General features: G+C 63.3%; 24 protein-coding genes. 18 read left to right on the top strand and 6 right to left on the bottom strand.

Annotated elements, in window-relative coordinates; all coding sequences use genetic code 11:
* Positions 1 to 167: 167 nt before the first annotated feature.
* The 4 genes from RTH46_RS19695 to RTH46_RS19680 all read left to right on the top strand — a co-directional run bounded on the left by RTH46_RS19695 (position 168) and on the right by RTH46_RS19680 (position 1,987).
* Positions 168 to 500, top strand: a complete 333-nt coding sequence (locus RTH46_RS19695) for a type II toxin-antitoxin system RelE/ParE family toxin (protein ID WP_316906397.1) — start codon at positions 168 to 170, stop codon at positions 498 to 500.
* Positions 501 to 541: 41 nt separating this feature from the next.
* Positions 542 to 826 carry a helix-turn-helix domain-containing protein gene (locus RTH46_RS19690; RefSeq protein WP_153786128.1) on the top strand — a complete coding sequence of 95 codons (285 nt, stop codon included), beginning with the start codon at positions 542 to 544 and terminating at the stop codon, positions 824 to 826.
* A gap of 501 nt (positions 827 to 1,327) precedes the next feature.
* Positions 1,328 to 1,570 carry a hypothetical protein gene (locus tag RTH46_RS19685; RefSeq protein ID WP_153786129.1) on the top strand — a complete coding sequence of 81 codons (243 nt, stop codon included), beginning with the start codon at positions 1,328 to 1,330 and terminating at the stop codon, positions 1,568 to 1,570.
* A gap of 153 nt (positions 1,571 to 1,723) precedes the next feature.
* Positions 1,724 to 1,987 (top strand): DUF3077 domain-containing protein, encoded by a 264-nt coding sequence (locus RTH46_RS19680; protein WP_153786130.1) that lies wholly within the window; start codon positions 1,724 to 1,726, stop codon positions 1,985 to 1,987.
* A gap of 89 nt (positions 1,988 to 2,076) precedes the next feature.
* Here the strand turns inward: RTH46_RS19680 and RTH46_RS19675 are convergent, their stop codons facing one another.
* From RTH46_RS19675 to RTH46_RS19665, 3 genes are all read right to left on the bottom strand, one after another.
* A complete protein-coding gene (locus RTH46_RS19675; RefSeq protein WP_316906396.1) occupies positions 2,077 to 3,381 on the bottom strand; it encodes an MFS transporter in 1,305 nt (434 codons plus the stop codon).
* Positions 3,382 to 3,623: 242 nt separating this feature from the next.
* Positions 3,624 to 4,808, bottom strand: coding sequence for a transporter associated domain-containing protein (locus RTH46_RS19670; RefSeq protein ID WP_153788485.1), 1,185 nt, complete (start codon positions 4,806 to 4,808; stop codon positions 3,624 to 3,626).
* A gap of 9 nt (positions 4,809 to 4,817) precedes the next feature.
* Positions 4,818 to 5,627 carry an inner membrane protein YpjD gene (locus RTH46_RS19665; RefSeq protein WP_153788486.1) on the bottom strand — a complete coding sequence of 270 codons (810 nt, stop codon included), beginning with the start codon at positions 5,625 to 5,627 and terminating at the stop codon, positions 4,818 to 4,820.
* A 305-nt stretch (positions 5,628 to 5,932) separates the two neighbouring features.
* On the opposite strand from RTH46_RS19665, the gene ffh reads away from it, so the two are divergent.
* From ffh to RTH46_RS19635, 6 genes are all read left to right on the top strand, one after another.
* Positions 5,933 to 7,309, top strand: a complete 1,377-nt coding sequence (gene ffh / locus RTH46_RS19660) for a signal recognition particle protein (RefSeq protein ID WP_153788487.1) — start codon at positions 5,933 to 5,935, stop codon at positions 7,307 to 7,309.
* 232 nt (positions 7,310 to 7,541) lie between these two features.
* Entirely contained in the window at positions 7,542 to 7,793 is a 252-nt protein-coding gene (gene rpsP, locus RTH46_RS19655) for a 30S ribosomal protein S16 (protein ID WP_011535318.1), read from the top strand.
* Between the two features lie 5 nt (positions 7,794 to 7,798).
* Entirely contained in the window at positions 7,799 to 8,335 is a 537-nt protein-coding gene (gene rimM / locus RTH46_RS19650) for a ribosome maturation factor RimM (protein WP_153788488.1), read from the top strand.
* Between the two features lie 3 nt (positions 8,336 to 8,338).
* Entirely contained in the window at positions 8,339 to 9,091 is a 753-nt protein-coding gene (gene trmD / locus RTH46_RS19645) for a tRNA (guanosine(37)-N1)-methyltransferase TrmD (protein WP_110993301.1), read from the top strand.
* Between the two features lie 43 nt (positions 9,092 to 9,134).
* Positions 9,135 to 9,485 (top strand): 50S ribosomal protein L19, encoded by a 351-nt coding sequence (rplS, locus tag RTH46_RS19640; RefSeq protein ID WP_023629812.1) that lies wholly within the window; start codon positions 9,135 to 9,137, stop codon positions 9,483 to 9,485.
* Between the two features lie 101 nt (positions 9,486 to 9,586).
* The gene (locus tag RTH46_RS19635) at positions 9,587 to 9,994 is read left to right on the top strand and encodes an acyl-CoA thioesterase (protein ID WP_025337914.1); all 408 of its coding nucleotides are present in this window, start codon (positions 9,587 to 9,589) and stop codon (positions 9,992 to 9,994) included.
* A 253-nt stretch (positions 9,995 to 10,247) separates the two neighbouring features.
* Here RTH46_RS19635 and RTH46_RS19630 read toward each other — a convergent pair whose 3' ends face one another.
* Positions 10,248 to 12,056: a cation:proton antiporter gene (locus RTH46_RS19630; protein ID WP_153788489.1), complete on the bottom strand. Its 1,809-nt coding sequence runs from the start codon at positions 12,054 to 12,056 to the stop codon at positions 10,248 to 10,250.
* Positions 12,057 to 12,124: 68 nt separating this feature from the next.
* Here RTH46_RS19630 and xerD point away from each other — a divergent pair, with 68 nt between their 5' ends.
* The 6 genes from xerD (at position 12,125) to RTH46_RS19600 (ending at position 17,741) form a co-directional block, all read left to right on the top strand.
* Positions 12,125 to 13,021: a site-specific tyrosine recombinase XerD gene (gene xerD, locus RTH46_RS19625; RefSeq protein WP_110993304.1), complete on the top strand. Its 897-nt coding sequence runs from the start codon at positions 12,125 to 12,127 to the stop codon at positions 13,019 to 13,021.
* Between the two features lie 155 nt (positions 13,022 to 13,176).
* A complete protein-coding gene (locus RTH46_RS19620; RefSeq protein WP_153788490.1) occupies positions 13,177 to 13,926 on the top strand; it encodes a thioredoxin fold domain-containing protein in 750 nt (249 codons plus the stop codon).
* An 82-nt stretch (positions 13,927 to 14,008) separates the two neighbouring features.
* On the top strand, positions 14,009 to 15,313 hold the full coding sequence (locus RTH46_RS19615) for a homoserine dehydrogenase (protein ID WP_125859944.1): 1,305 nt from the start codon (positions 14,009 to 14,011) through the stop codon (positions 15,311 to 15,313).
* Positions 15,314 to 15,365: 52 nt separating this feature from the next.
* A complete protein-coding gene (thrC, locus tag RTH46_RS19610; protein ID WP_153788491.1) occupies positions 15,366 to 16,775 on the top strand; it encodes a threonine synthase in 1,410 nt (469 codons plus the stop codon).
* 166 nt (positions 16,776 to 16,941) lie between these two features.
* A complete protein-coding gene (locus tag RTH46_RS19605; RefSeq protein WP_153788492.1) occupies positions 16,942 to 17,331 on the top strand; it encodes a histidine kinase in 390 nt (129 codons plus the stop codon).
* A 128-nt stretch (positions 17,332 to 17,459) separates the two neighbouring features.
* The gene (locus RTH46_RS19600; RefSeq protein WP_153788493.1) at positions 17,460 to 17,741 is read left to right on the top strand and encodes a DUF3509 domain-containing protein; all 282 of its coding nucleotides are present in this window, start codon (positions 17,460 to 17,462) and stop codon (positions 17,739 to 17,741) included.
* A 136-nt stretch (positions 17,742 to 17,877) separates the two neighbouring features.
* On the opposite strand, the gene RTH46_RS19595 is transcribed toward RTH46_RS19600, so the two are convergent.
* The gene (locus RTH46_RS19595; protein ID WP_410478585.1) at positions 17,878 to 18,780 is read right to left on the bottom strand and encodes a TIGR02285 family protein; all 903 of its coding nucleotides are present in this window, start codon (positions 18,778 to 18,780) and stop codon (positions 17,878 to 17,880) included.
* The gene (locus RTH46_RS19590; RefSeq protein ID WP_153788495.1) at positions 18,777 to 19,976 is read right to left on the bottom strand and encodes a CaiB/BaiF CoA transferase family protein; all 1,200 of its coding nucleotides are present in this window, start codon (positions 19,974 to 19,976) and stop codon (positions 18,777 to 18,779) included. The genes RTH46_RS19595 and RTH46_RS19590 overlap by 4 nt, the downstream gene beginning before the upstream one ends.
* A 150-nt stretch (positions 19,977 to 20,126) precedes the next feature.
* On the opposite strand from RTH46_RS19590, the gene RTH46_RS19585 reads away from it, so the two are divergent.
* Both RTH46_RS19585 and recJ read left to right on the top strand, forming a co-directional pair.
* Positions 20,127 to 20,669 carry a YaeQ family protein gene (locus RTH46_RS19585; protein WP_153788496.1) on the top strand — a complete coding sequence of 181 codons (543 nt, stop codon included), beginning with the start codon at positions 20,127 to 20,129 and terminating at the stop codon, positions 20,667 to 20,669.
* Between the two features lie 31 nt (positions 20,670 to 20,700).
* A complete protein-coding gene (gene recJ / locus RTH46_RS19580; protein WP_316906395.1) occupies positions 20,701 to 22,410 on the top strand; it encodes a single-stranded-DNA-specific exonuclease RecJ in 1,710 nt (569 codons plus the stop codon).
* Positions 22,411 to 22,676: the final 266 nt, after the last annotated feature.

Here is a 22,676-nt window from a genome sequence, read left to right as displayed (position 1 = left end):
CTGCTGTCGTGCGCCTGGCGGTATGCAGGTGGGCGTCAGCCGTCGTAAAGCCTTGTCATGGAATTGCGCTTATATCGATACCGATATAGTTTTAACCTTGCCGCTCATGGAGAGCTTGCACCCTTGGCTGATCGGGCCGGGTGTAGGCGTTGGCAGGAGCGTGCAGGATGCAGAATGAGCAGAAGCCAATCGAGTGGTTGGGTAGCAGCAAGCAGGACCTGCGGGGTTTTCCAATAGTGGCAAGGCAGCGGGCGGGGTATCAGTTGGCGCTGATACAGGACGGTGAAGAGCCAGTCGACTGGAAGCCGATGGACAGCGTAGGTGCAGGGGCGCGGGAAATTCGAATCAAGTGCAGGGATGGTGCGTTTCGCGTGTTTTACGTGGTGAATCGGCCAGAAGCGGTCTATGTCCTGCATGCGTTTCGCAAGACGACCGAGAAGACTGAAAAGCGCGACATTGACCTGGCGAGAGCGAGATACAAGTTGTTAGGCACCTGTTGAAGCGCATTGTTATGAAATACGGACGCACAGAGGGATTTGCGATGACAAACGAACGCTCCACTTCGGTTTGGGATGCGCTGTTCGATTCACCTGAAGAGGCCGAAAACCTGCGGCTTCGAGCGAAACTGATGAGAGTACTGACCAAGCTCGTCCAGGCTTGGAATTTGCCGCAGAAAGACGCAGCACGGCGGCTGCACCTCACTCAGCCTCGCTTGAGTGATCTGCTCAATGGCAAGATCGACAAGTTCTCGTTGGATGCTTTGGTGAATATTCTGGCGAATGCTGATCTGGAAGTTGACTTCACGGTGAGGAAGAAATCTGCGTGAGGGTTGCTTCGCTTTAGTTGCGCGGGCTATTCCTGATTAGGTGAGGGCTGCCAGGTGTTCGCCGAAAGTTCTTCAGCGCCTATCAGATCGAGCGCGCTGCAAGGCTTTCGCCCAGCGCTTGGACGCCCTCATGCGATCGTAGCTATGGACCTGAAAACGCTGGATCCAAGGGTCACCTCTGCCGCGTTTCCTACGCAGATCCCGAGACTTCCCTTATTCCATGTAGTCCATTTCCCAAACATACTTCTGCCCCCTTTCAAGCCATTGCGGTGCTCTGAGTTGGTCACTAGTCTCGGGCGGTCGCTGCGAAAACAGTGACCGGCTTTGACAGGCCGACTCAAATACGACCGTATGGCTATGCCCTTATGGCGGCTGTGCGTGGGGCATCTTCGGGTGCGCCGGGTTTCCTCTATTTGACCGGTCTGTCAACCCATGTACAGCTGCCACCCTTTGTTTGACAGCGAATGGTGATGGTCCCATCTCTCAAATTGAGGATTCATCATGCTAAAGATCGTCCCCGATCCACCCCACAACCATCATTCCCTTGAAGACACCCTGATCCAGGCCACCGAGTACGCCCTGTGCGCAGTGACCGTGGTCCATCAGGCAATGCTGCTGCAGCCCAAGCCGCCCGTTTCGGTCTTGTTGATGACGGCGATGCACGAGACCGAAGCGCTGCGGGTGTTGCTGGAATCGGCACTGATTCAGGTGCAGATGCCGGCGCAGGCGTCGGCGTTGCATTGAGCCGCTAGGCATGTGTTGCCTGATCGGGCCCATTCGCGGGTAAACCCGCTCCCACAGGTTCACCTGTGCCTTGGAGCCAGCGCAGTACCTGTGGGAGCGGGCTTGCCCGCGAAGAGGCCCGCACAGGCACCGACCATTTCAGGGAGAACAACCATGTCCATAGACGACACAAAAACCACCGTCGGCAAGACCAAGTTCTACCAAGGTGAGGGCATGACCGCCCCGCTGTTCTGTATCGAACCCGGCATCCCTTGCCAGCACGCCCGCGATCAAGCGTCGGAGCTGATGGGCTGCGTGCGCGACTTGACCATCACCGGGATCATGGAGGAGAAGCCGCAGCTGCTCTGGGCATCCTATTACCTGAGCGCCCTGGCCAAGGCACTGATGGATGATGCCGAGCTCGGCATGAAGCACTGACACCCCAAAAGCATCGCGGGGCAAGCCCGCTCCCACGCCAATAGCTACATGGCGTGGGAGCGGGCTTGCCCCGCGATTGTTTCAGCGGTTCAAAGCTCGGTATTGCGGGTTTCTTTCAGGCACAACACGGCAATCAGGCTGATCACCGCCGCCGCCGACACATACCCTCCCACCCAGCTCAAGCCCCCCATGCTCACCAGCTTCTGGGCAAAGAACGGTGCCGCCGAAGCGCCGACGATGCCGCCCAGGTTGTAGGCCGCCGAGGCGCCGGTGTAGCGCACGTGGGTTGGGAACAGCTCGGGCAGCAAGGCGCCCATTGGCGCGAAGGTCACCCCCATCAGGAACAGCTCGATGCTCAGGAACAAGGCCACGCCAGTGGTCGAGCCCGAGGTCAGCAGCGGCTCCATGGCGAAGCCCGAGGCGATGGCCAGCAGCGCACCAACGATCAATACCGGCTTGCGCCCGAAGCGGTCGCTGAGCCAGGCCGACAGTGGCGTGGCCAGGGCCATGAACACCACGGCGAAGCACAGCAGGCCGAGGAAGGTCTCGCGGCTGTAGCCCAGCGTCGACACGCCGTAGCTCAGCGAAAACACCGTGGAGATATAGAACAGCGCGTAGCACACCACCATCGCCGCCGCGCCCAGCAGGGTCGGCAGCCAGTACTGGGCGAACAGCTCGACCACCGGCATCTTGACCCGTTCCTGGCGCGCCACGGCCTTGGCGAATACCGGGCTTTCCTCGAGTTTCAGGCGCACATACAGGCCGACCAGCACCAGCGCGGCGCTGAGCAGGAACGGAATGCGCCAGCCCCAGTCGCGGAACTGCTCGTCGCTGAGCACCAGGGCCAGGGTGAGGAACAGGCCGTTGGCGGCCAAAAAGCCGATCGAGGGGCCCAGTTGCGGGAACATGCCGAACCAGGCGCGCTTGCCTTCGGGGGCGTTCTCGGTGGCCAGCAGCGCCGCGCCACCCCACTCGCCGCCCAGGCCCAGGCCTTGGCCAAAGCGCAGGATGCAGAGCAGGATCGGCGCCCACACGCCGATGCTGTCATAGCCCGGCAGCACGCCAATCAGCGTGGTCGAGACCCCCATCAGCAACAGCGAAGCGACCAGGGTCGACTTGCGCCCGATACGGTCGCCGAAGTGACCGAACAGCGCCGAGCCCAGTGGCCGGGCGAGGAACGCGATGCCGAAGGTGAGGAAGGCCGCGAGCATCTGCGCGGTGCCTGACCCGGAGGGGAAGAACACCGGCCCGATCACCAGGGCGGCGGCGGTGGCGTAGACGTAGAAATCGTAGAACTCGATGGCGGTGCCGATGAAACTGGCGGTGGCCACCCGCGCAGGCGAGTTGACCGGGGCCGCCGAGGCAGGTTCGGCGTAGGTGCTGCTGGTAGTCATGCGTAGGTCCCTGACAGTCGATGCTCCATGGGGCACGGCCCATGTGGCGGGCACACGGGAGCCGGAGCGTATTGTTGTGAGTCGCGTGACTGACGATAGCCCAGGGGGTAGGGAGGGGCGGGCGCTGTTCGGGGTGGTGACGCAGAGCCGTGGGGCGTGTCAGTGCTGCGCACTGGCCGTGGGGCGCCGGGTGCGGGTAGCAGGCGGGACGGCAGGGCTGGGTAAGCGTTGGCCGAGTATAACTATCGGGTCACGGTCCAGACCAGCACCTTGCTGGCGCAATTGTCCTCGGTTTCGAGGATTTCCAGGCGATAACGGCCGATCTTCAGGCAAACCGCCGTTGCCGGGATGCTTTCCAGTGCCTCGGTGACCAGGCCGTTGAGGGTTTTCGGCCCGCCATCGCAGGGCAGGTGCCAGCCGAGGGTGCGGTTGATTTCACGCAGCGAGGCGGTGCCCTCGATGATGAAGCGGCCATCGCCCTGCGGGTGCACGTGCGGGTTGTCGAGACTGTGTTCGTCTTCGAATTCACCGACGATCTCTTCGAGGATATCTTCGAGGGTGACGATGCCCAGCACTTCGCCGTACTCGTCCACCACCACGCCCATGCGCCGCTGTTGCTTGTGGAAGTTCAGCAGTTGCATCTGCAGGGGCGTGCTTTCGGGGACGAAGTAGGGCTCGTAGCAAGCGGCCTGGAGCTTTTCGAAGGTGAGTTCGGCGCGCGGCAGCAGGTGGCTGATCAGCTTGGTGTTGAGTACCGCTTCCACCTGGTTGATGTCGTTGTGATAGACCGGCAGGCGGGTGTGGCGGCTAACGATCAGTTGCTCGACGATGCGCTCGATGGGGTCGTCGAGGTTGATGCCGTCGACTTCGTTGCGCGGTACCAGGATGTCGTTGACGGTGATCTTGTCCAGGGCTTGCAAGCCTTCCAGCAAGCCATTGCGGGACGGGGCATGCTGCTCGTCATCATCGAAGTCGTCTTCCTGCGGGTGCAGCGCCACCGCGATGGGCTGCACGCGGAACGGGCGCAGGATCAACCTGGCGCAGCCGTCGAGCAGGCAGGCCAAGGGTTGCAGTGCGGTCAGCGGTACCTTGAGCAGGCTGGCGCCAAGGCTGATGAATGCCTGCGGATTGCGCCGCGCCAGGCGTCGCGGCAGGTACTCGGCGAGCACCAGCAAGGCTGCCGTGGCGGCCAGCCCGGCGAGCCAGAAACCGTGTTCGCCGCTGTAGCGCTGGCCGATCAGGCAGGCCAGGCCCAGCACCAGCAACTTGCCGAGGCTGGCGCAGAGCACCAGGGCCTGGGCGGGCAAGGTAGGGTCGGCGTGGCCGTTCTGTTGCTGGCGAGCGCAGTCCACGGCAGTGAACAGCGCTGACCACAGCAGTGCCAGTACCAGTGTGCCGAGCAGCGGGGCGTACGGCAGGGTATCCATGGGCGGCCGTCAGATATGCAAGATGAATTCGCGGACCAGCTTGCTGCCGAAATAGGCCAGCATCAGCAGGCAGAAACCGGCGAGGGTCCAGCGGATCGCCTTGTGGCCACGCCAGCCCAGGCGAGTGCGGCCCCACAGCAACACACTGAACACGATCCACGCCACGCAGGCCAGCAGGGTCTTGTGCACCAGGTGCTGGGCGAACAGGTTGTCGAGGAACAGCCAGCCGGAGATCAGCGACAGCGACAGCAGCCCCCAGCCGGCCCAGAGAAAGCCGAACAGCAGGCTTTCCATGGTCTGCAGCGGCGGGAAGTTGCGGATCAGCCCGGACGGGTGCTTGTGCTTGAGCTGGTGGTCCTGCAGCAACAGCAGCAGGGCCTGGAACACGGCGATGGTGAACAGGCCGTAGGCGAGGATCGACAGCAGGATGTGCGCGAGGATGCCCGGCTCTTCATTGATCAGCGGCACCGTGCCAGGCGGGGCGAACTGCGCCAGCAGCGCGGTTACGGCACCGAGCGGGAACAGCAGCACCAGCAGGTTTTCCACGGGAATGCTCAGGCAGGCGATCAGCGTCAGGCCGATCACCGCCACGGCGATCAGGCTGGCGGCGCTGAAGAAGTCCAGGCTCAGGCCCAGCGGGGTGATCAGCTGGAAGAACAGCGCGCCGCCCTGGGCGAGCACCGCCAGTGCGCCGAGCAGGCCGAGCAGCCGCTTGTCGGCGCGGGCGCCACGGGCCAGGCCGGTGGCCTGGTAGACGGTCGCGGCCAGATAAAGGAAGGCGGCGATCAGGTTGGGAATGAGGCTGGGTGAAGAGAGCATAAGTCCTGGCAGGCAAGCCTTAAAGGGACGGAGTTTGGCATAGAACGCGGTGGGCAAGGAAGACTGCTTCGCTGCGCCGGCCTTTTCGCGGGTAAACCCGCTCCCACAAGGGTTGCGCTGAACCTGTGGGAGCGGGTTTACCCGCGAAGACGACATCCAGGCCACCGATTATCCAGAGCCTCTGCACCAAGGTGTGCGCCAGCGCCGCTCTCCGCTATAATCGCCGCCTTGTTGTGCCCAGCGCGTGTGCATTTCCACCTGGGCGCCTGAAAAACCTCGGCTTCACTGGGCCTGAAAGGATCACCATGTTCGAAAACCTGACCGACCGCCTGTCACAGACGCTGCGCCATGTCACCGGCAAGGCCAAGCTGACCGAAGACAACATCAAGGACACGCTGCGCGAAGTGCGCATGGCCCTGCTCGAGGCCGACGTTGCCCTGCCGGTGGTCAAGGATTTCGTCAACAGCATCAAGGAACGCGCGGTCGGCACCGAAGTGTCGCGCAGCCTCACCCCAGGCCAGGCCTTCGTCAAGATCGTCCAGGCCGAGCTGGAGCGCCTGATGGGCGCGGCCAACGAAGAGCTGACGCTCAATGCCGCACCGCCCGCAGTGGTGCTGATGGCCGGCCTGCAGGGTGCCGGTAAGACCACCACCGCCGGCAAGCTGGCGCGCCACCTGAAAGAGCGCAAGAAGAAAAGCGTGATGGTGGTGTCCGCCGACGTTTACCGTCCGGCGGCGATCAAGCAGCTGGAAACCCTGGCCAACGACATCGGCGTGACCTTCTTCCCGTCCGATATCAGCCAGAAGCCGGTGGATATCGCGCAAGCGGCAATCCGCGAAGCCAAGCTCAAGTTCATCGACGTGGTGATCGTCGACACCGCCGGCCGCCTGCACGTCGACGCCGACATGATGGACGAGATCAAGGCACTGCACGCCGCGGTCAAGCCGATCGAAACGCTGTTCGTGGTCGATGCCATGACCGGCCAGGATGCCGCCAATACCGCCAAGGCCTTCGGCGACGCGCTGCCGCTGACCGGTGTGATCCTGACCAAGGTCGACGGTGATGCCCGTGGCGGTGCCGCCCTGTCGGTGCGTGCCATCACCGGCAAGCCGATCAAGTTCATCGGTATGGGCGAGAAGACCGAAGCCCTCGAGCCGTTCCACCCTGATCGTATCGCCTCGCGCATCCTCGGCATGGGTGACGTGCTCAGTCTGATCGAGCAGGCCGAGCAGACCATCGACAAGGCGAAGGCCGACAAGCTGGCCAAGAAGCTGAAGAAGGGCAAGGGCTTCGACCTCGAAGACTTCCGTGACCAACTGCAGCAGATGAAGAACATGGGCGGCCTCGGCGGACTGATGGACAAGCTGCCGAACATGGGCGGCGTCAACCTGTCGCAGATGGGCAACGCCCAGGGCGCGGCCGAAAAGCAGTTCAAGCAGATGGAAGCGATCATCAACTCCATGACCCCGGCCGAGCGTCGCGACCCTGACTTGATCAGCGGTTCGCGCAAGCGCCGCATCGCCATGGGTTCCGGTACCCAGGTGCAGGACATCGGCCGGCTGATCAAGCAGCACAAGCAGATGCAGAAGATGATGAAGAAATTCTCCGCCAAGGGCGGCATGGCCAAGATGATGCGCGGTCTTGGCGGCATGCTGCCGGGCGGCGGCATGCCCAAGATGTAATCGAATTTGGGCGGCTGCCTTTATAGGAAGGCGGCCACCCAACCCCCGCTTCGGCGGGAAAAGCGCCGCAAAACAGCGGCTTAACCGGCAGATCTGAACGGTGGGTCAAGCGCTCGCCGAAAAAGGCATTTGCAAATGTCCGTGTATTCCCCGAGAATATGCGGCCTTTTGGGCACCCGTGTGCCCATTGGGCATTCAGTTTTGCAGCACCGACTATAGGAACGATGTTCACATGGTAACCATCCGTCTTGCCCGTGGCGGCTCGAAAAAGCGCCCTTTCTACCACCTGACCGTGACCAACTCGCGTAACGCCCGTGACGGCCGTTTCGTTGAGCGCGTTGGCTTCTTCAACCCGATCGCATCGGGCGCCGAAGTCAAGCTGTCGGTCAACCAAGAGCGCGTCACCTACTGGCTGAGCCAGGGCGCACAGCCGTCTGAGCGTGTTGCTCAGCTGCTGAAGGAAGCTGCCAAGGCTGCAGCCTGAGCAGTATGAACGCGACGCCAGAAAAGGCTGACGATCTCATCGTCGTTGGCAAGATTTTTTCGGTTCACGGCGTTCGCGGCGAGGTGAAGGTGTACTCCTTTACCGATCCGATTGAAAACCTGTTGGATTATCCGCGCTGGACGCTCAAGCACGAAGGCAAGGTAAAGCAGGTCGAGCTGGTTAGCGGTCGTGGCTCCCAAAAGGGCCTGGTCGTGAAATTGAAAGGCCTCGATGATCGTGATGAAGCCCGGCTTCTGAGCGGTTACGAAATCTGCATTGCGCGGAGCCTTTTGCCCAACCTGGCAGCCGACGAGTACTACTGGTACCAGTTGGAAGGCCTGAAGGTCATCAATCAGGACGAACAGCTGTTCGGCACGATCGATCACCTGTTGGAGACCGGCGCGAACGATGTAATGGTGGTCAAGCCTTGCGCAGGCAGCCTGGATGATCGCGAGCGTCTGTTGCCCTATACGGAGCAATGCGTGCTGGCAATCGACCTTGAAGCAGGTGTGATGCGAGTCGAATGGGACGCGGATTTCTAAACGATGGGTAACCTTCGCGTAGACGTCATCACGTTGTTCCCCGAGATGTTCTCGGCCATCACGGAGTACGGCATTACCAGCCGTGCGGTGAAACAGGGGTTGCTGCAAGTGACCTGCTGGAACCCGCGGGACTACACCACTGATCGCCACCACACCGTGGATGATCGGCCGTTTGGCGGTGGTCCGGGCATGGTGATGAAAATCAAGCCTCTGGAAGACGCGCTGGTTAACGCCAGGCAAGTCGCCGGAGCAACGGCAAAGGTGATCTACCTTTCGCCGCAAGGCCGCAAGCTGACTCAGCAAGCGGTCAAAGGCCTGGCCGAACAGGAATCTTTGATCCTGATCGCCGGTCGTTATGAAGGCATCGACGAGCGCTTTATCGAGGCTCATGTCGATGAGGAGTGGTCGATTGGCGACTATGTGCTTTCCGGTGGCGAGCTGCCGGCCATGGTACTGATCGATGCGGTTACGCGGCTGCTGCCCGGAGCTTTAGGGCATGTGGACTCGGCGGAGGAAGATTCTTTCACCGACGGTCTGCTGGATTGCCCGCACTACACCCGACCTGAGGTGTATGCGGATCAGCGTGTACCCGACGTGTTGCTTAGTGGCAACCATGCACACATCCGGCGTTGGCGGATGAAGCAGTCCCTTGGTAGGACCTTCGAACGACGCGCCGATCTTCTGGAAAGTCGCTCGCTTTCTGGAGAAGAGAAGAAGCTGCTCGAGGAATACCTCCGCGAGCGGGACGATAGTTAAACGTATCGATGGTGGATCGCGTTATCCATCTTAGGAGCACAGCATGACCAACAAGATCATCCAGCAGCTCGAAGCCGAGCAGATGAGCAAGGAAATCCCGACCTTCGCACCAGGCGACACCATTGTCGTCCAGGTCAAAGTGAAGGAAGGCGACCGCTCGCGTCTGCAGGCGTTCGAAGGCGTCGTTATCGCCAAGCGTAACCGCGGTCTGAACAGCGCCTTCACCGTGCGCAAGATCTCCAGCGGCGTTGGCGTAGAGCGTACCTTCCAGACCTACAGCCCACAGATCGACAGCCTGGCCGTGAAACGTCGTGGTGACGTGCGTAAAGCCAAGCTGTACTACCTGCGCGACCTGTCCGGCAAAGCCGCTCGCATCAAGGAAAAACTGTCCTGAGTGCAGTTTGACCGGTGGCCTTGGCCATCTTGCGAGAGAAAAAGCAGCCTTCGGGCTGCTTTTTTGCTTTTTGTACCTTGCCTTAGCGATGTGACCCGAACATGACAACTCGAGACCAGGAAATCCTGCGCCGCACCGAACTGTCGGTGACCCGTGTGACCAAGGCGGTGTTCCCCAACACCACCAACCACCACAACACCCTGTTCGGCGGTACGGCCCTGGCGTGGATGGACGAAGTGTCGTTCATCGCTGCCACGCGTTTTTGCCGCCTGCCGCTGGTGACCGTGTCCACCGACCGCATCGACTTCAAGCACCCGATCCCGGCGGGCTCGATCGTCGAGCTGGTGGGTAGCGTGATCAAGGTCGGCAATACCAGCCTGCAAGTGCAGGTGGATGTGTTCGTCGAGAACATGTACCTCGATGGCCGCGAACGCGCGATCCATGGGGTATTCAGCTTCGTCGCCATCGACGAGGACAAGCGCCCGGTGCCGGTGCTGCCGCAGGCCTGATTGCGTCTGTTGCCGGGCGTGGCCTCATCGCCGGCAAGCCGGCTCCCACCTGACTGTGCCGAACTCAAGACCTGCAGTCTGCCTGTGGGAGCGGGTTTACCCGCGAAGATGACACCTCGGTGCCTGGCACGGGCTACGCCCGTGTCGCGGGTAAACCCGCTCCCACAGGGATCGCGCGATCTTCGAGGTCAACGCAGCAACTGCGGGAGCAGCGGTTCGCCGCTGCGACTTGCCGGCGATCGGCCTCGGCCAGTCATTGAACCGTGGCCTCAGGCTCTATCAGCGCCACCAGCGTCCAGCCCGGCTGCGGCTGCAGCGGGTGTTCCGGGGTGGCCACATGCACCCAGCCGTGGTTGTCACGGGCGAACATCAATGTCGCCCGCTCACCGTGCAATTGCTGGTAGGCATCCCAGGTGAACGCATCGGTCAGGGTCGTGCTGTACAGCTCTGCCCCCTGATTCAGTAGCTTGGCCAATTGGTTGTAGGTCATCGCGCGGGCGCCCAGTGGCTGGCCACGATGCTCCTCGCTGGCCCGGTGCTTGTCGCTGCGCTGTTTCTCCAGGCCGCTGGCCAGTACGAACAGCCGGCCATGGCCGAAATCGTGGCGAAACCGTGCGCAGGCCAGGGCGTTGATTTCGCCGGCCGGTGACAGGCCGAGCAGATGACCCAGGCCCACCAGGTCCAGGTGGGCGTCGGCATGTTGCGAGGCCGGGTTGCCGAAGTAGGTGGGCAGGTTGTCCATGCGCGCGGCACGGATGTTCTCCCAGCTCGAATCAGTCAGCAGCACTCGGCAGCCAAGTTGTTGCAAAGCCTTGGCAATGGCCCGGGCAGGCGGGTTGGCGCCCACCATGAGAAAGCCGCTGGGGGCCGGCTCGGCGACCTTGAGCAGGCGCGCCAGGGGCCTGGCTGTGGCGCTTTGCAGCACCACCGTGCCGATGATCACGGCGAAGGTCAGTGGCACCAGCAGCAGCGCCCCTTCGTGGCCGGCCTCATGCAGGCGGATGGCGAAGATCGCCGATACCGCCGCCGCGACAATGCCACGCGGGGCGATCCAGGCCAGCAGCGCGCGTTCGCGCCAGTTCAGCGTCGAGCCCAGGGTCGAGATGAACACGTTCAGTGGCCGCGCCAGCAACTGGATTACCAGCAGCAGGGCGAGTACCGCCGGGCCCAGGCCGAGCATGGCATGCAGGTCCAGGCGTGCGGCCAGCAGGATGAACAGGCCGGAGATCAGCAGCACGCTGAGGTTTTCCTTGAAGTGCAGGATCTGCCGCACATCCACCCCTGGCATGTTGGCTAGCCACATGCCCATCACCGTCACGGCCAGCAGCCCGGACTCGTGGACGATCTGGTTGGCGGCGATGAAGATGCCCAGCACAGCGGCCAGCGAGGCCAGGTTGTGCAGGTATTCCGGTAGCCACTGGGCGCGCATGATCTGCCCCAGCAACCAGCCCCCGGCGGCACCCAGGGCGCCACCGCAGAAGATCACTCCGGCGAAGGTGCCCAGGCTCTGGATCAGCCCGTCGCTGTCGCCGCGGGCGATGATGAAGCTGTACACCACCACCGCCAGCAGCGCACCGATCGGGTCGATGACGATACCCTCCCAGCGCAGGATGTTGGCGATGGTCGCGTTGGGCCGCACCACCCGCAGCATGGGCACGATCACGGTGGGCCCGGTGACCAGCGTCAGGGTGCCGAACAGGATCGCCAGCGGCCAGTCGAAACCCAGCAGCCAGTGGGTGGCCACGGCGATCACCAGCCAGGTGCTCAGGGCACCGACCGTGACCAGGCGGTGGACCACGCTGCCGATCTCACGCCATTGCGAGATATGCAGGGTCAGGCTGCCCTCGAACAGGATCAGGGCCACCGCCAGCGACACCAGCGGCATCAGCAGTGGGCCGAACAGCTCCTGTGGCTGCAGCCAGCCCAGCACAGGCCCGGCGAGGATGCCGGACAGCAGCAGGAACAGGATCGCCGGCAGCTTCAGGCGCCAGGCCAGCCACTGACAGGCGAGGGCGGCGGCGCCGATGCCACCGAAACTCAGGAGAATCTGCTGTTCGCTCATGCGGGCTCCCTATGCTGGCGTGGTTATGAAAGACTAAGCGCCATTTCGCCGTTTGCCACCGAGTCTTCATGCCCGCCCTCGACCACCCCCTGATTGACCAGTTCCTCGATGCCCTGTGGCTGGAAAAGGGGCTTTCCGACAATACTCGCGCCTCTTACCGCAGTGACCTGGCCTTGTTCAATGGCTGGTTGCAGGAGCACGGCGTGGCGCTGCCCGATGCCGGGCGCGAGTTGATCCTCGATCACCTTGCCTGGCGTTTCGACCAAGGCTACAAACCCCGCTCCACGGCGCGGTTTCTCTCTGGCGTGCGGGGGTTCTTCCGCTACCTGCTGCGCGAGCGATTGATCGCCGTCGACCCGACCCTGCAGGTGGACATGCCGCAATTGGGGCGTCCGCTGCCAAAGTCGCTGTCGGAGGCCGACGTCGAGGCGCTGCTGCAGGCGCCGGACCTGGGCGAAGCCATCGGCCAGCGTGATCGGGCCATGCTCGAAGTGTTGTACGCCTGCGGCCTGCGGGTGACCGAGCTGGTCAGCCTCACCCTCGACCAGGTCAACCTGCGCCAGGGTGTGCTGCGGGTGATGGGCAAGGGCAGCAAGGAGCGCCTGGTGCCGATGGGCGAAGAGGCGGTGGTTTGGATCGAGCGCTACCTGCGCGATGGCCGTGCCGAGCTGCTCAGTGGTCGCCCCAGCGATGTGCTGTTCCCCAGCCTGCGCGGCGAGCAGATGACCCGCCAGACCTTCTGGCACCGTATCAAGCACCAGGCACGGGTGGCCGGTATCGACAAACCGCTGTCGCCGCATACCCTGCGCCACGCGTTCGCCACGCACCTGCTCAACCACGGTGCCGACCTGCGCGTGGTGCAGATGCTGCTGGGCCACAGCGACCTGTCCACCACGCAGATCTACACCCATGTGGCCAAGGCGCGGCTGCAGCAGTTGCACGCCCAGCACCATCCGCGTGGATGAATGATTTTCATGTTCCGCTCACCGGTGCCTGAGGAGCCTTTCTGCGCGGGCCTGTTGTGGTAGGCTTGGACGGTTTGTTGCACGGGCCGACCGTTCGCCACCTCTGAAGCGTAGGCGACGCCCCTCCGGCCCCGTCCGTCTTCAGGAGTACCCCCATGCGTGTCACCCGTATTTTTGCCGCCGCCGCCCTGGCGTTGGTCAGCACCTTTGCCGCCGCTGCCGCAACCGAGCCCGCGGCCGGTGCCGAGCAGGCGATCCGCAAGTCGCTGCAGAACCTGGCCCTGGAAGTTCCGGTCGAAAGCGTTTCCAGCAGCCCGCTCAACGGCCTGTACGAAGTGAAGCTGCAGGGCGGTCGCGTGCTGTACGCCAGCGCCGATGGCCAGTTCGTGATGCAGGGCTACCTGTACCAGATCCAGGACGGCAAGCCGGTCAACCTCACCGAGAAGACCGAGCGCCAGGGCATCGCCAAGCTGATCAACGGCATCCCGGCGGCAGAAATGGTCGTTTACCCGGCCAAGGGCGAGACCAAGTCGCACATCACCGTGTTCACCGACACCACCTGCCCGTATTGCCACAAGCTGCACGCCGAAGTGCCTGAGCTCAACCGCCGCGGTATCGAAGTGCGCTACGTCGCTTTCCCGCGCCAGGGCCTGGGCTCGCCGGGTGACGAACAGCTGCAGGCAGTGTGGTGCTCCAGCGACCGCCGCGCGGCGATGGACAAGATGGTCGAGGGTAAGGAGATCAAGGCGGCCAAGTGCGCCAACCCGGTCGGCAAGCAGTTCCAGCTCGGCCAGTCGATCGGCGTGAATGGCACGCCCGCCATCGTCCTGGAAAGTGGCCAGGTGATTCCGGGCTACCAGCCGGCACCGCAAGTGGCCAAGCTGGCCCTGGCAGAGCGCAAGTAATCAATTCAATACGCCATCGTCATGGGGTGATGGCATGTTTCACGGTCGGCGCAAGTGCCGGCCGTTCAATGGGGAGTTCACAGTGAAACCGGTCAAAGTAGGCATCTGTGGGTTAGGGACCGTCGGTGGCGGAACCTTCAACGTACTTCAGCGCAACGCCGAGGAGATTGCCCGCCGTGCCGGGCGCGGTATTGAAGTGGCACAGATTGCCATGCGCTCGCCGAACCCGAACTGCCAGATTACCGGTACCCCCATTACCGCTGATGTGTTCGACGTGGCGAGCAACCCAGAAATCGATATCGTCATCGAGCTGATCGGTGGCTACACCATCGCCCGCGACCTGGTGCTCAAGGCCATCGAAAACGGCAAGCACGTGGTCACCGCCAACAAGGCGCTGATTGCCGTGCACGGCAACGAGATCTTCGCCAAGGCCCGCGAGAAGGGCGTCATCGTCGCCTTCGAGGCCGCCGTCGCCGGTGGCATCCCGGTGATCAAGGCGATCCGTGAAGGCCTGTCGGCCAACCACATCAACTGGCTGGCCGGGATCATCAACGGCACCGGCAACTTCATCCTCACCGAAATGCGCGAAAAAGGCCGTGCCTTCCCCGACGTGCTGGCCGAAGCCCAGGCGCTGGGCTATGCCGAGGCCGACCCGACCTTCGACGTCGAGGGCATCGACGCCGCGCACAAGTTGACCATCCTGGCGTCCATTGCTTTCGGCATCCCGCTGCAGTTCGACAAGGCCTACACCGAAGGCATCACTCAGCTGACCACTGCCGACGTGAACTACGCCGAAGCCCTGGGCTACCGCATCAAGCACCTGGGCGTGGCCCGTCGCACCGCCGAAGGCATCGAGCTGCGCGTGCACCCGACCTTGATCCCCAGCGACCGCCTGATCGCCAACGTCAACGGTGTGATGAACGCGGTGATGGTCAACGGTGACGCCGCCGGTTCCACCCTGTATTACGGTGCCGGCGCCGGCATGGAGCCAACCGCCTCGTCGGTGATCGCCGACCTGGTCGACGTGGTCCGCGCCATGACCAGCGACCCGGAGAACCGTGTGCCGCACCTGGCCTTCCAGCCGGACTCGCTGTCGGCCCACCCGATCCTGCCGATCGAAGCCTGCGAAAGCGCCTACTACCTGCGTATCCAGGCCAAGGACCACCCGGGTGTGCTCGCGCAGGTCGCCAGCATCCTCTCGGAGCGTGGCATCAACATCGAGTCGATCATGCAGAAGGAAGCCGAGGAGCAGGATGGCCTGGTGCCGATGATCCTGGTCACCCACGGCGTGGTCGAGCAGCGCATCAATGATGCCATCGTCGCCCTGGAATCCCTGCAGGACGTGGTTGGCCCGGTCGTGCGCATCCGCGTCGAACAGCTCAATTAATTCAAGCGGCGGGCCGCGACGGCGGCCCGCCTTCAGAACCGAAGGTTTGCATATGCGCTATATCAGTACCCGCGGCCAGGCTCCGGCCCTGAACTTCGAAGACGTGCTGCTCGCCGGCCTGGCCAGTGACGGTGGCCTGTACGTCCCCGAGAACCTGCCACGCTTCACCCAGGAAGAGATCGCTTCCTGGGCCGGCCTGCCGTACCACGAGCTGGCGTTCCGCGTGATGCGCCCGTTTGTCGCCGGCAGCATCGCCGACGCCGACTTCAAGAAGATCCTCGAAGAAACCTACGGCTCGTTCGCCCATGCCGCCGTCGCGCCGCTGCGCCAGCTCAACGGCAACGAGTGGGTGATGGAGCTGTTCCACGGCCCGACCCTGGCGTTCAAGGACTTTGCCCTGCAACTGCTCGGCCGCCTGCTCGACCACCTGCTGGTCAAGCGTGGCGAGCGCGTGGTGATCGTCGGTGCCACCAGCGGTGACACCGGTTCCGCCGCCATCGAAGGCTGCCGCCGTTGCGACAACGTCGATATCTTCATCCTGCACCCGCACCAGCGTGTGTCGGAAGTGCAGCGCCGCCAGATGACCACCATCCTCGGCGACAACATCCACAACATCGCCATCGAAGGCAACTTCGACGACTGCCAGGAGATGGTCAAGGCCAGCTTCGCCGACCAGTCGTTCCTCAAGGGCACCCGCCTGGTGGCGGTCAACTCGATCAACTGGGCGCGGATCATGGCCCAGATCGTCTACTACTTCCACGCCGCCCTGCAGCTCGGCGGCCCGGCGCGTTCGGTGGCGTTCTCGGTGCCGACCGGCAACTTCGGCGACATCTTCGCCGGTTACCTGGCCCGCAACATGGGCCTGCCGATCAGCCAGCTGGTGGTCGCGACCAACCGCAACGACATCCTGCACCGCTTCATGAGCGGCAACCAGTACGTCAAGGAAACCCTGCACGCGACCCTGTCACCGTCGATGGACATCATGGTCTCGTCGAACTTCGAGCGCCTGCTGTTCGACCTGCACGGCCGCAACGGTGCCGCCATCGCCGAGTTGATGGACACCTTCAAGCAAGGTGGCGGCTTCAGCGTCGACCAGGACCGCTGGACCGAAGCGCGCAAGCTGTTCGATTCGCTGGCGGTGACCGACGAGCAGACCTGCGAGACCATCGCCGAAGTCTTCGCCAGCACCGGTGAAGTGCTCGACCCGCACACCGCGATCGGCGTCAAGGCCGCCCGCGAATGCCGTCGCAGCCTGGATACGCCGATGGTGGTGCTGGGTACCGCGCACCCGGTCAAGTTCCCGGATGCGGTCGAGAAGGCCGGCGTCGGCAAGGCCCTGGAGCTGCCGGCCCACCTCAGCGACCTGTTCAGCCGCGAAGAGCGCTGCACGGTGCTGGCCAACGACCTGAAGGCCGTACAGGCCTTCGTCAGCCAGCACGGTAACCGCGGCAAGCCGTTGTAAGCCTGGTTGCGACTGAAAAAGCCCGTCCTCGGACGGGCTTTTTTGTGCGCGCAATTTTTTTGCGATTTTTCTCAGGGCTTTCCAGAATTTTCCTGTTTGGCGTTGTCGAAGTGCCTACTAAAGTGCGGCATCGAACCGCCAAAGCGCCTCGTCGAGGGAAACGTCCATGCATCAATTTCAGGTTCTTATCCACCAGCCCCGTCCGTTCCACCAGATTGTCCTGCACCAGGCATTCAATGCCCAGGGCGTCTACAGCGTGCGCCTGACCGAGGACATGCCGGGTACCCTGGCCTGCCTGAACCAGGAACGGCCAGTGGATGTGCTGGTGCTCGATCACGACATGCCGATCAGCAGCGCGCAGTCGTTGTTCCGCCACCTGGCGACTGAAGGGGCGGCACAGGCGCTGCTGTTCGTCGGCCAAGGCCAGGGCAATGGCCCGGATCTGGCCCGGGAGGCCCGCAAGCTGGGCTTGTGGGTGCTGGATGAGCTGCCATGGCCGATGTCCACCGTGGCGTTGGGCAAGGCGTTAGGGCGTCTGCCGCCACCGATTGGATAACTGGGCGCCCAGGGCATTCAAACTGTCATCTTGGCCGCGCATGCTCGTTGCAAGGGCCTGTCGTGGCGAACTTTGCGCCAGGCCTGATGGTCAGTTCCTCCATGCCCATAAGCCAGCGAGTGATCCGGATGGAAAGAGTCTGCAGCCTGCTCAACGATGCCCTGACCCCCTACCTGGCCGCACTTGGCGCTGTCGACGCCAGCGGTAATCGCCAACTGACCCTCTACGACCCCCACGGTGGCGTGACTTTGCAGCGCCAGGTGGCTGAGCGCCAGCTGCAGGAGCAGCAGTTGCTGGTCGATCTGGTCGATGGTCTGCACCGTGACCTGCAGATTGCCGAGGGCCGCCTGCAGCCCTGTGTGATCGCCGCGTTGCAGCATCAACGCCCCACCCAGGGAACCTTTGCCTGACAGTCGCATCAGATTCAGCAACGCCAGTTTGACGGTGCTTGGCTCCGGTAGTGTCAGGCTGTCGCGGGAAGCCCGCATTGGCTTTCGCTTGACCCCGGTCGTCTTCCCCAGCGGCCGGGGTTTCTTTTTGCCTGCTTCAGGGCTGTGGTGCCGAGGCGCCGTTGCTGTCGTCGAAGAAGTGACGCGCCTGTTGCAGGTAGTCCTCACGCAGCGCCGGGTCCAGCCAGCGGGCGTATAGGGCGGGCAGGGTGTCGCGGCGCAGGGCCGGCAGCAGCTGGTCGATGTGGCTGATGGCTTCGCGCCCAAGCGCTGTGTCCGAGCAACCCACATGCAGGAACTGGTAGTGGTTTACGCCGCTGATGGGATAGAAGCGATAGTCGTCCAATGCGCCGCCTTGCTGCTCGATCAGGTAGCGCACCTCTGGCCAGTAGCCGAGCACCAGCTGCAGGCGACCCAGTTGCTGCATCTGCAGCAGGCTGGCGGTCGCTTCGTTGCCGAAGTGGCGGCTGAAGGCGCTGTCGGGCAGTTGGCGCAGCATTTCGTCGACCTGTGCGCTGTAGCTGCGCTCGGCGACGATGCCCAGTTTGAGCCGGGTCTTTTCGAGCAAAGGTTTGAGTTCGACCTGCTGGCCGTCGAGGAAGGGTTCCAGCAATGCCTGGTCCTGCTTGCGCACGACCAGCCCGCTGCTCAGCACCCCCAGCGAAGGCTTGGAGAAATGCACGTACCTGGCGCGCTCGGGTGTCCAGAGCAGGGTCGGATCGCAGGTGAAACTCGGTTCCATGAGCATCTGGATGCCTCGGGCGCGGTTGACCCGCACGATGCTGTGGTCGTACTCCGGCATCTGCGCGATCAGCTTCGGCAGCATCAGGTCCACTACGCCCTGGCCCTTCTCGGCACCTTCGAAAATGGTGAACGGCGGCAGGTCACGCACCAGCCACAACAGGCGCTCCCTGGCGTGCGCCACCGGCATCGCCAGCAGCAGGCAGAGGATGACGGGCAGGCGCGCAAGGCGCCTGCACCCGGCTGTCGTGCGAGTCAGACCGTGCCCGCCTGGCGCAGGCCGGCGATGGCGGCGGCGTCGTAGCCCAGGCTGGCCAGCACGCTGTCGGTGTGCTCACCCAGGGCCGGGCCTACCCACTCGGTGGAGCCTGGGGTGTCGGAGAGCTTGGGTACGATGCCGGGCATCTTGAACGGCTTGCCGTCCGGCAACTTGGCCTGGAGGAACATCTCGCGGGCCAGGTACTGCGGGTCGCTGAACATGTCTTCGGCCGAAAAGATCCGGCTGGCCGGCACTTCGGCGTCATTGAGTACCTGCATGACGCTGTCCAGCGGCAGGCCGTTGGCCCAACGGTCGATCACCCCGTACAGCTCGTCGCGGCGTGCGTCGCGGCCATCATTGCTGGCCAATGCCGCATCGTTTGCCAGGTCGTCGCGGCCGATGGCCTGCATGAAGCGCTTGAAGATCGCGTCGCCATTGGCGCCGATCTGTACATGGCGGCCATCGGCGGTGGTGTGGATGGAGGAGGGGGTGATGCCGGGCATGATGTTGCCGGTGCGCTCGCGGATGAAACCGAACACGTCGAACTCCGGGACCATGCTTTCCATCATGGCGAAGATCGCCTCGTACAGCGCCACGTCCACCACCTGGCCTTGGCCGCCGTTCACCTCGCAGTGACGCAGGGCCATCAGCGCGCCGATCACGCCCCACAGGGCGGCGATCGAGTCACCGATGGAGATCCCCGTACGCACGGGCGGGCGGTCCTCGAAACCGGTGATGTAGCGCAGCCCGCCCATCGACTCGCCCACCGCGCCAAAGCCCGGTTGATCTTTCATCGGGCCGGTCTGGCCGAAGCCCGACAGGCGCACCATCACCAGGCGCGGGTTCAGCGCGTGCAGCACATCCCAGCCCAGGCCGAGTTTTTCCAGCACGCCGGGGCGGAAGTTCTCGATCAGGATGTCGGCCTCGGCCAGCAGGCGCTTGAGCACCTCGCGGCCTTCCGGGTGCTTGAGGTTGAGGGTCAGCGACTGCTTGTTGCGTGCCTGTACGAACCACCACAGCGACGTGCCTTCATACAGCTTGCGCCACTTGCGCAGCGGGTCGCCGCCGTCGGGCGACTCGACCTTGATCACTTCGGCGCCGAACTCGGCGCAGATGCGCGAGGCGAACGGGCCGGCGATCAGGGTGCCGAGTTCGATCACTTTCAGGCCGGCGAGGGGTTTGCTGGGCGTGGTCATGGGGCATCCGTGGCAGCTGGGCGTGATCGCAGGTTGTATCACAGCTCGACAGCGGCAGGTACTGTCGCGGCGCACTCGCGATGGGCAAGGGCCTTCGTCGGCCAGATCGGTTAGACTGTGCGACTTTCTTTTCTACGAAGCCCCGCGCCCATGGCCCAGCCGTCCACCACCTACAAGTTCGAACTGAATCTGACCGACCTCGACCGCGGCGTGTACGAGAACGTCCGCCAGACCATCGCCCGTCACCCTTCGGAAACCGAGGAGCGCATGGCCGTGCGCTTGCTGGCCTATGCCATCTGGTACAACGAGCAGCTCTCGTTTGGCCGTGGTCTGTCGGATGTCGACGAAGCCCCACTGTGGGAAAAGAGCCTGGACGACCGCATCCTGCACTGGATCGAAGTCGGCCAACCGGATGCCGAGCGTCTGACCTGGTGCTCGCGCCGCACTGAACGTACCAGCCTGCTGGCCTACGGCAGCCTGCGGGTGTGGCGGACCAAGGTGGGTGATGCGGTCAAGGGCTTGAAAAACCTGAACATCGCCGCTGTGCCGCAAGAGGTGCTGGAGACCCTGGCCACCGACATGCCACGTACCATCAAGTGGGACGTGATGATCAGCGAAGGCACTATTTTCGTCACCGACGACCGCGGCCAGCACGAAGTGCAGCTGGAGTGGCTGCTAGGCGAGCGCGGCTGAGCCGCCCCTGACACTGATTACCGAAGACCCCATGCGTATCGAACCCCGCCCCCTGCCGTCGACCCTGCCATTTTTGGGTAACCTGCCGCCCTTGCTGACCCGCCTGTACGCCGCCCGTGGCGTGCAGTCCGAAGCCGAGCTGGACAAAGGCCTGGCCCGGCTGCTGCCGTATCAGCAGCTCAAGGGCATCGAGGCGGCGGTGGACCTGCTGGTCGAAGCCCTCGATCAGCGCCAGCGCATCCTCATCGTTGGCGACTTCGACGCTGACGGCGCCACCGCCAGTACGGTCGGTGTGCTGGGGTTGCGTCTGCTGGGCGCGGCGCATGTCGATTACCTGGTGCCCAACCGTTTCGAATACGGCTACGGCCTGACCCCCGAGATCGTCGAGGTGGCGTTGCAGCGCCAGCCGCAGTTGCTGATCACCGTGGACAACGGCATCTCCAGTGTCGAAGGCGTGGCGGCGGCCAAGGCAGCCGGGCTCAGGGTGCTGGTCACCGATCACCACCTGCCGGGCCAGCAGTTGCCCGATGCCGATGCCATCGTCAACCCGAACCAGCCAGGCTGCGCGTTTCCGAGCAAGTCGCTGGCGGGGGTGGGAGTGATCTTCTACGTGCTGATGGCCCTGCGCGCCCGCTTGCGCAGCCTCGGCCGTTACGACAGTCGGCCGCAGCCGAACATCGGTGAACTGCTCGACCTGGTCGCGCTGGGCAGCGTCGCCGACGTGGTGCCGCTGGATGCCAACAACCGCATCCTGGTGCACCAGGGCCTGGAGCGCATCCGTGCTGGCCGCGCCCGCCCGGGGCTGAAGGCGATCCTCGAGGTGGCCCGCCGCGATCACCAGCGCATCACCTCCACCGACCTGGGATTCATCCTTGGCCCGCGGCTCAACGCCGCCGGGCGCCTGGACGACATGAGCCTGGGCATTGAATGCCTGCTGTGCGACGACGCAGCGCTGGCATTGGATATGGCCCAGCAACTGGATGGCCTGAACCAGGACCGCAAGTCCATCGAGCAGGGCATGCAGCGCGAAGCCCTGGCGCAGCTCAAGGATCTGCCGGTCGAATCGATGCCCTATGGCCTTTGTCTGTTCGATGCCGATTGGCACCAAGGGGTGATCGGGATCCTCGCATCACGACTGAAGGAGCGTTACCACCGGCCGACCATCGCTTTTGCCGATGCCGGGGAGGGCATGCTCAAGGGGTCTGCGCGTTCGGTGGCGGGGTTCCATATTCGCGATGCGCTGGATGCGGTGGCGGCGCGGCATCCTGCGTTGATCAGCAAGTTCGGTGGGCATGCCATGGCGGCGGGGCTGTCGTTGCCCGAGGCGAATTTCCCGGCGTTTGCCGAGGCGTTCGACGAGGAGGTTCGTCGGCAATTGCGGGAGGAGGACCTGACGGGGCGGTTGCTGTCGGATGGGACCTTGGCGGTCGAGGAGTTTCATCTGGACCTGGCGCGGGCTTTGCGCAATGCCGGGCCTTGGGGGCAGCACTTTCCTGAGCCGTTGTTCCATGGGGTGTTTCAGTTGGTCGAGCAGCGGGTCGTGGGTGAGCGGCATCTGAAGGTGGTGCTCAAGAGCGAGTGTGGGGCGGTGCGGTTGGACGGGATTGCCTTTGGGATTGATCGGGAGGTTTGGCCGAATCCTACGGTGCGGTGGGTGGAGTTGGCTTATAAGTTGGATGTGAATGAGTTTCGTGGGAATGAGAGTGTGCAGTTGATGATTGCTCACATGGAAGCGCGGTGACTGGGGTTCAGCTGGTTGGTTAGTTAGTTATTTAGTTGGTTAGTTAGTTAGTTAGTTAGTTAGTTGGTTAGTTAGTTAGTTGGTTGGTTGGTTGGTTGGTTGGTTGGTTGGTTGGTTGGTTGGTTGGTTGGTTTTTGTGGTTGTATGCGCATTCATTTGCGATGTCGACGCATAGTCACCTTTCCGCCCTTACGGCGGGTTACTTTGGTCTTGGCCAAAGTAACCAAAGCCGCTCGCTCCCATCATACGGCCCCTACGCTGCGCTT

The sequence above is a fragment of the Pseudomonas sp. zfem004 genome, assembly GCF_032621715.1.
Lineage (GTDB): Bacteria > Pseudomonadota > Gammaproteobacteria > Pseudomonadales > Pseudomonadaceae > Aquipseudomonas > Aquipseudomonas sichuanensis.
The sequence above is the reverse complement of the archived record's forward strand: the minus strand, read 5'-3'. Positions and strand labels throughout refer to the sequence as shown.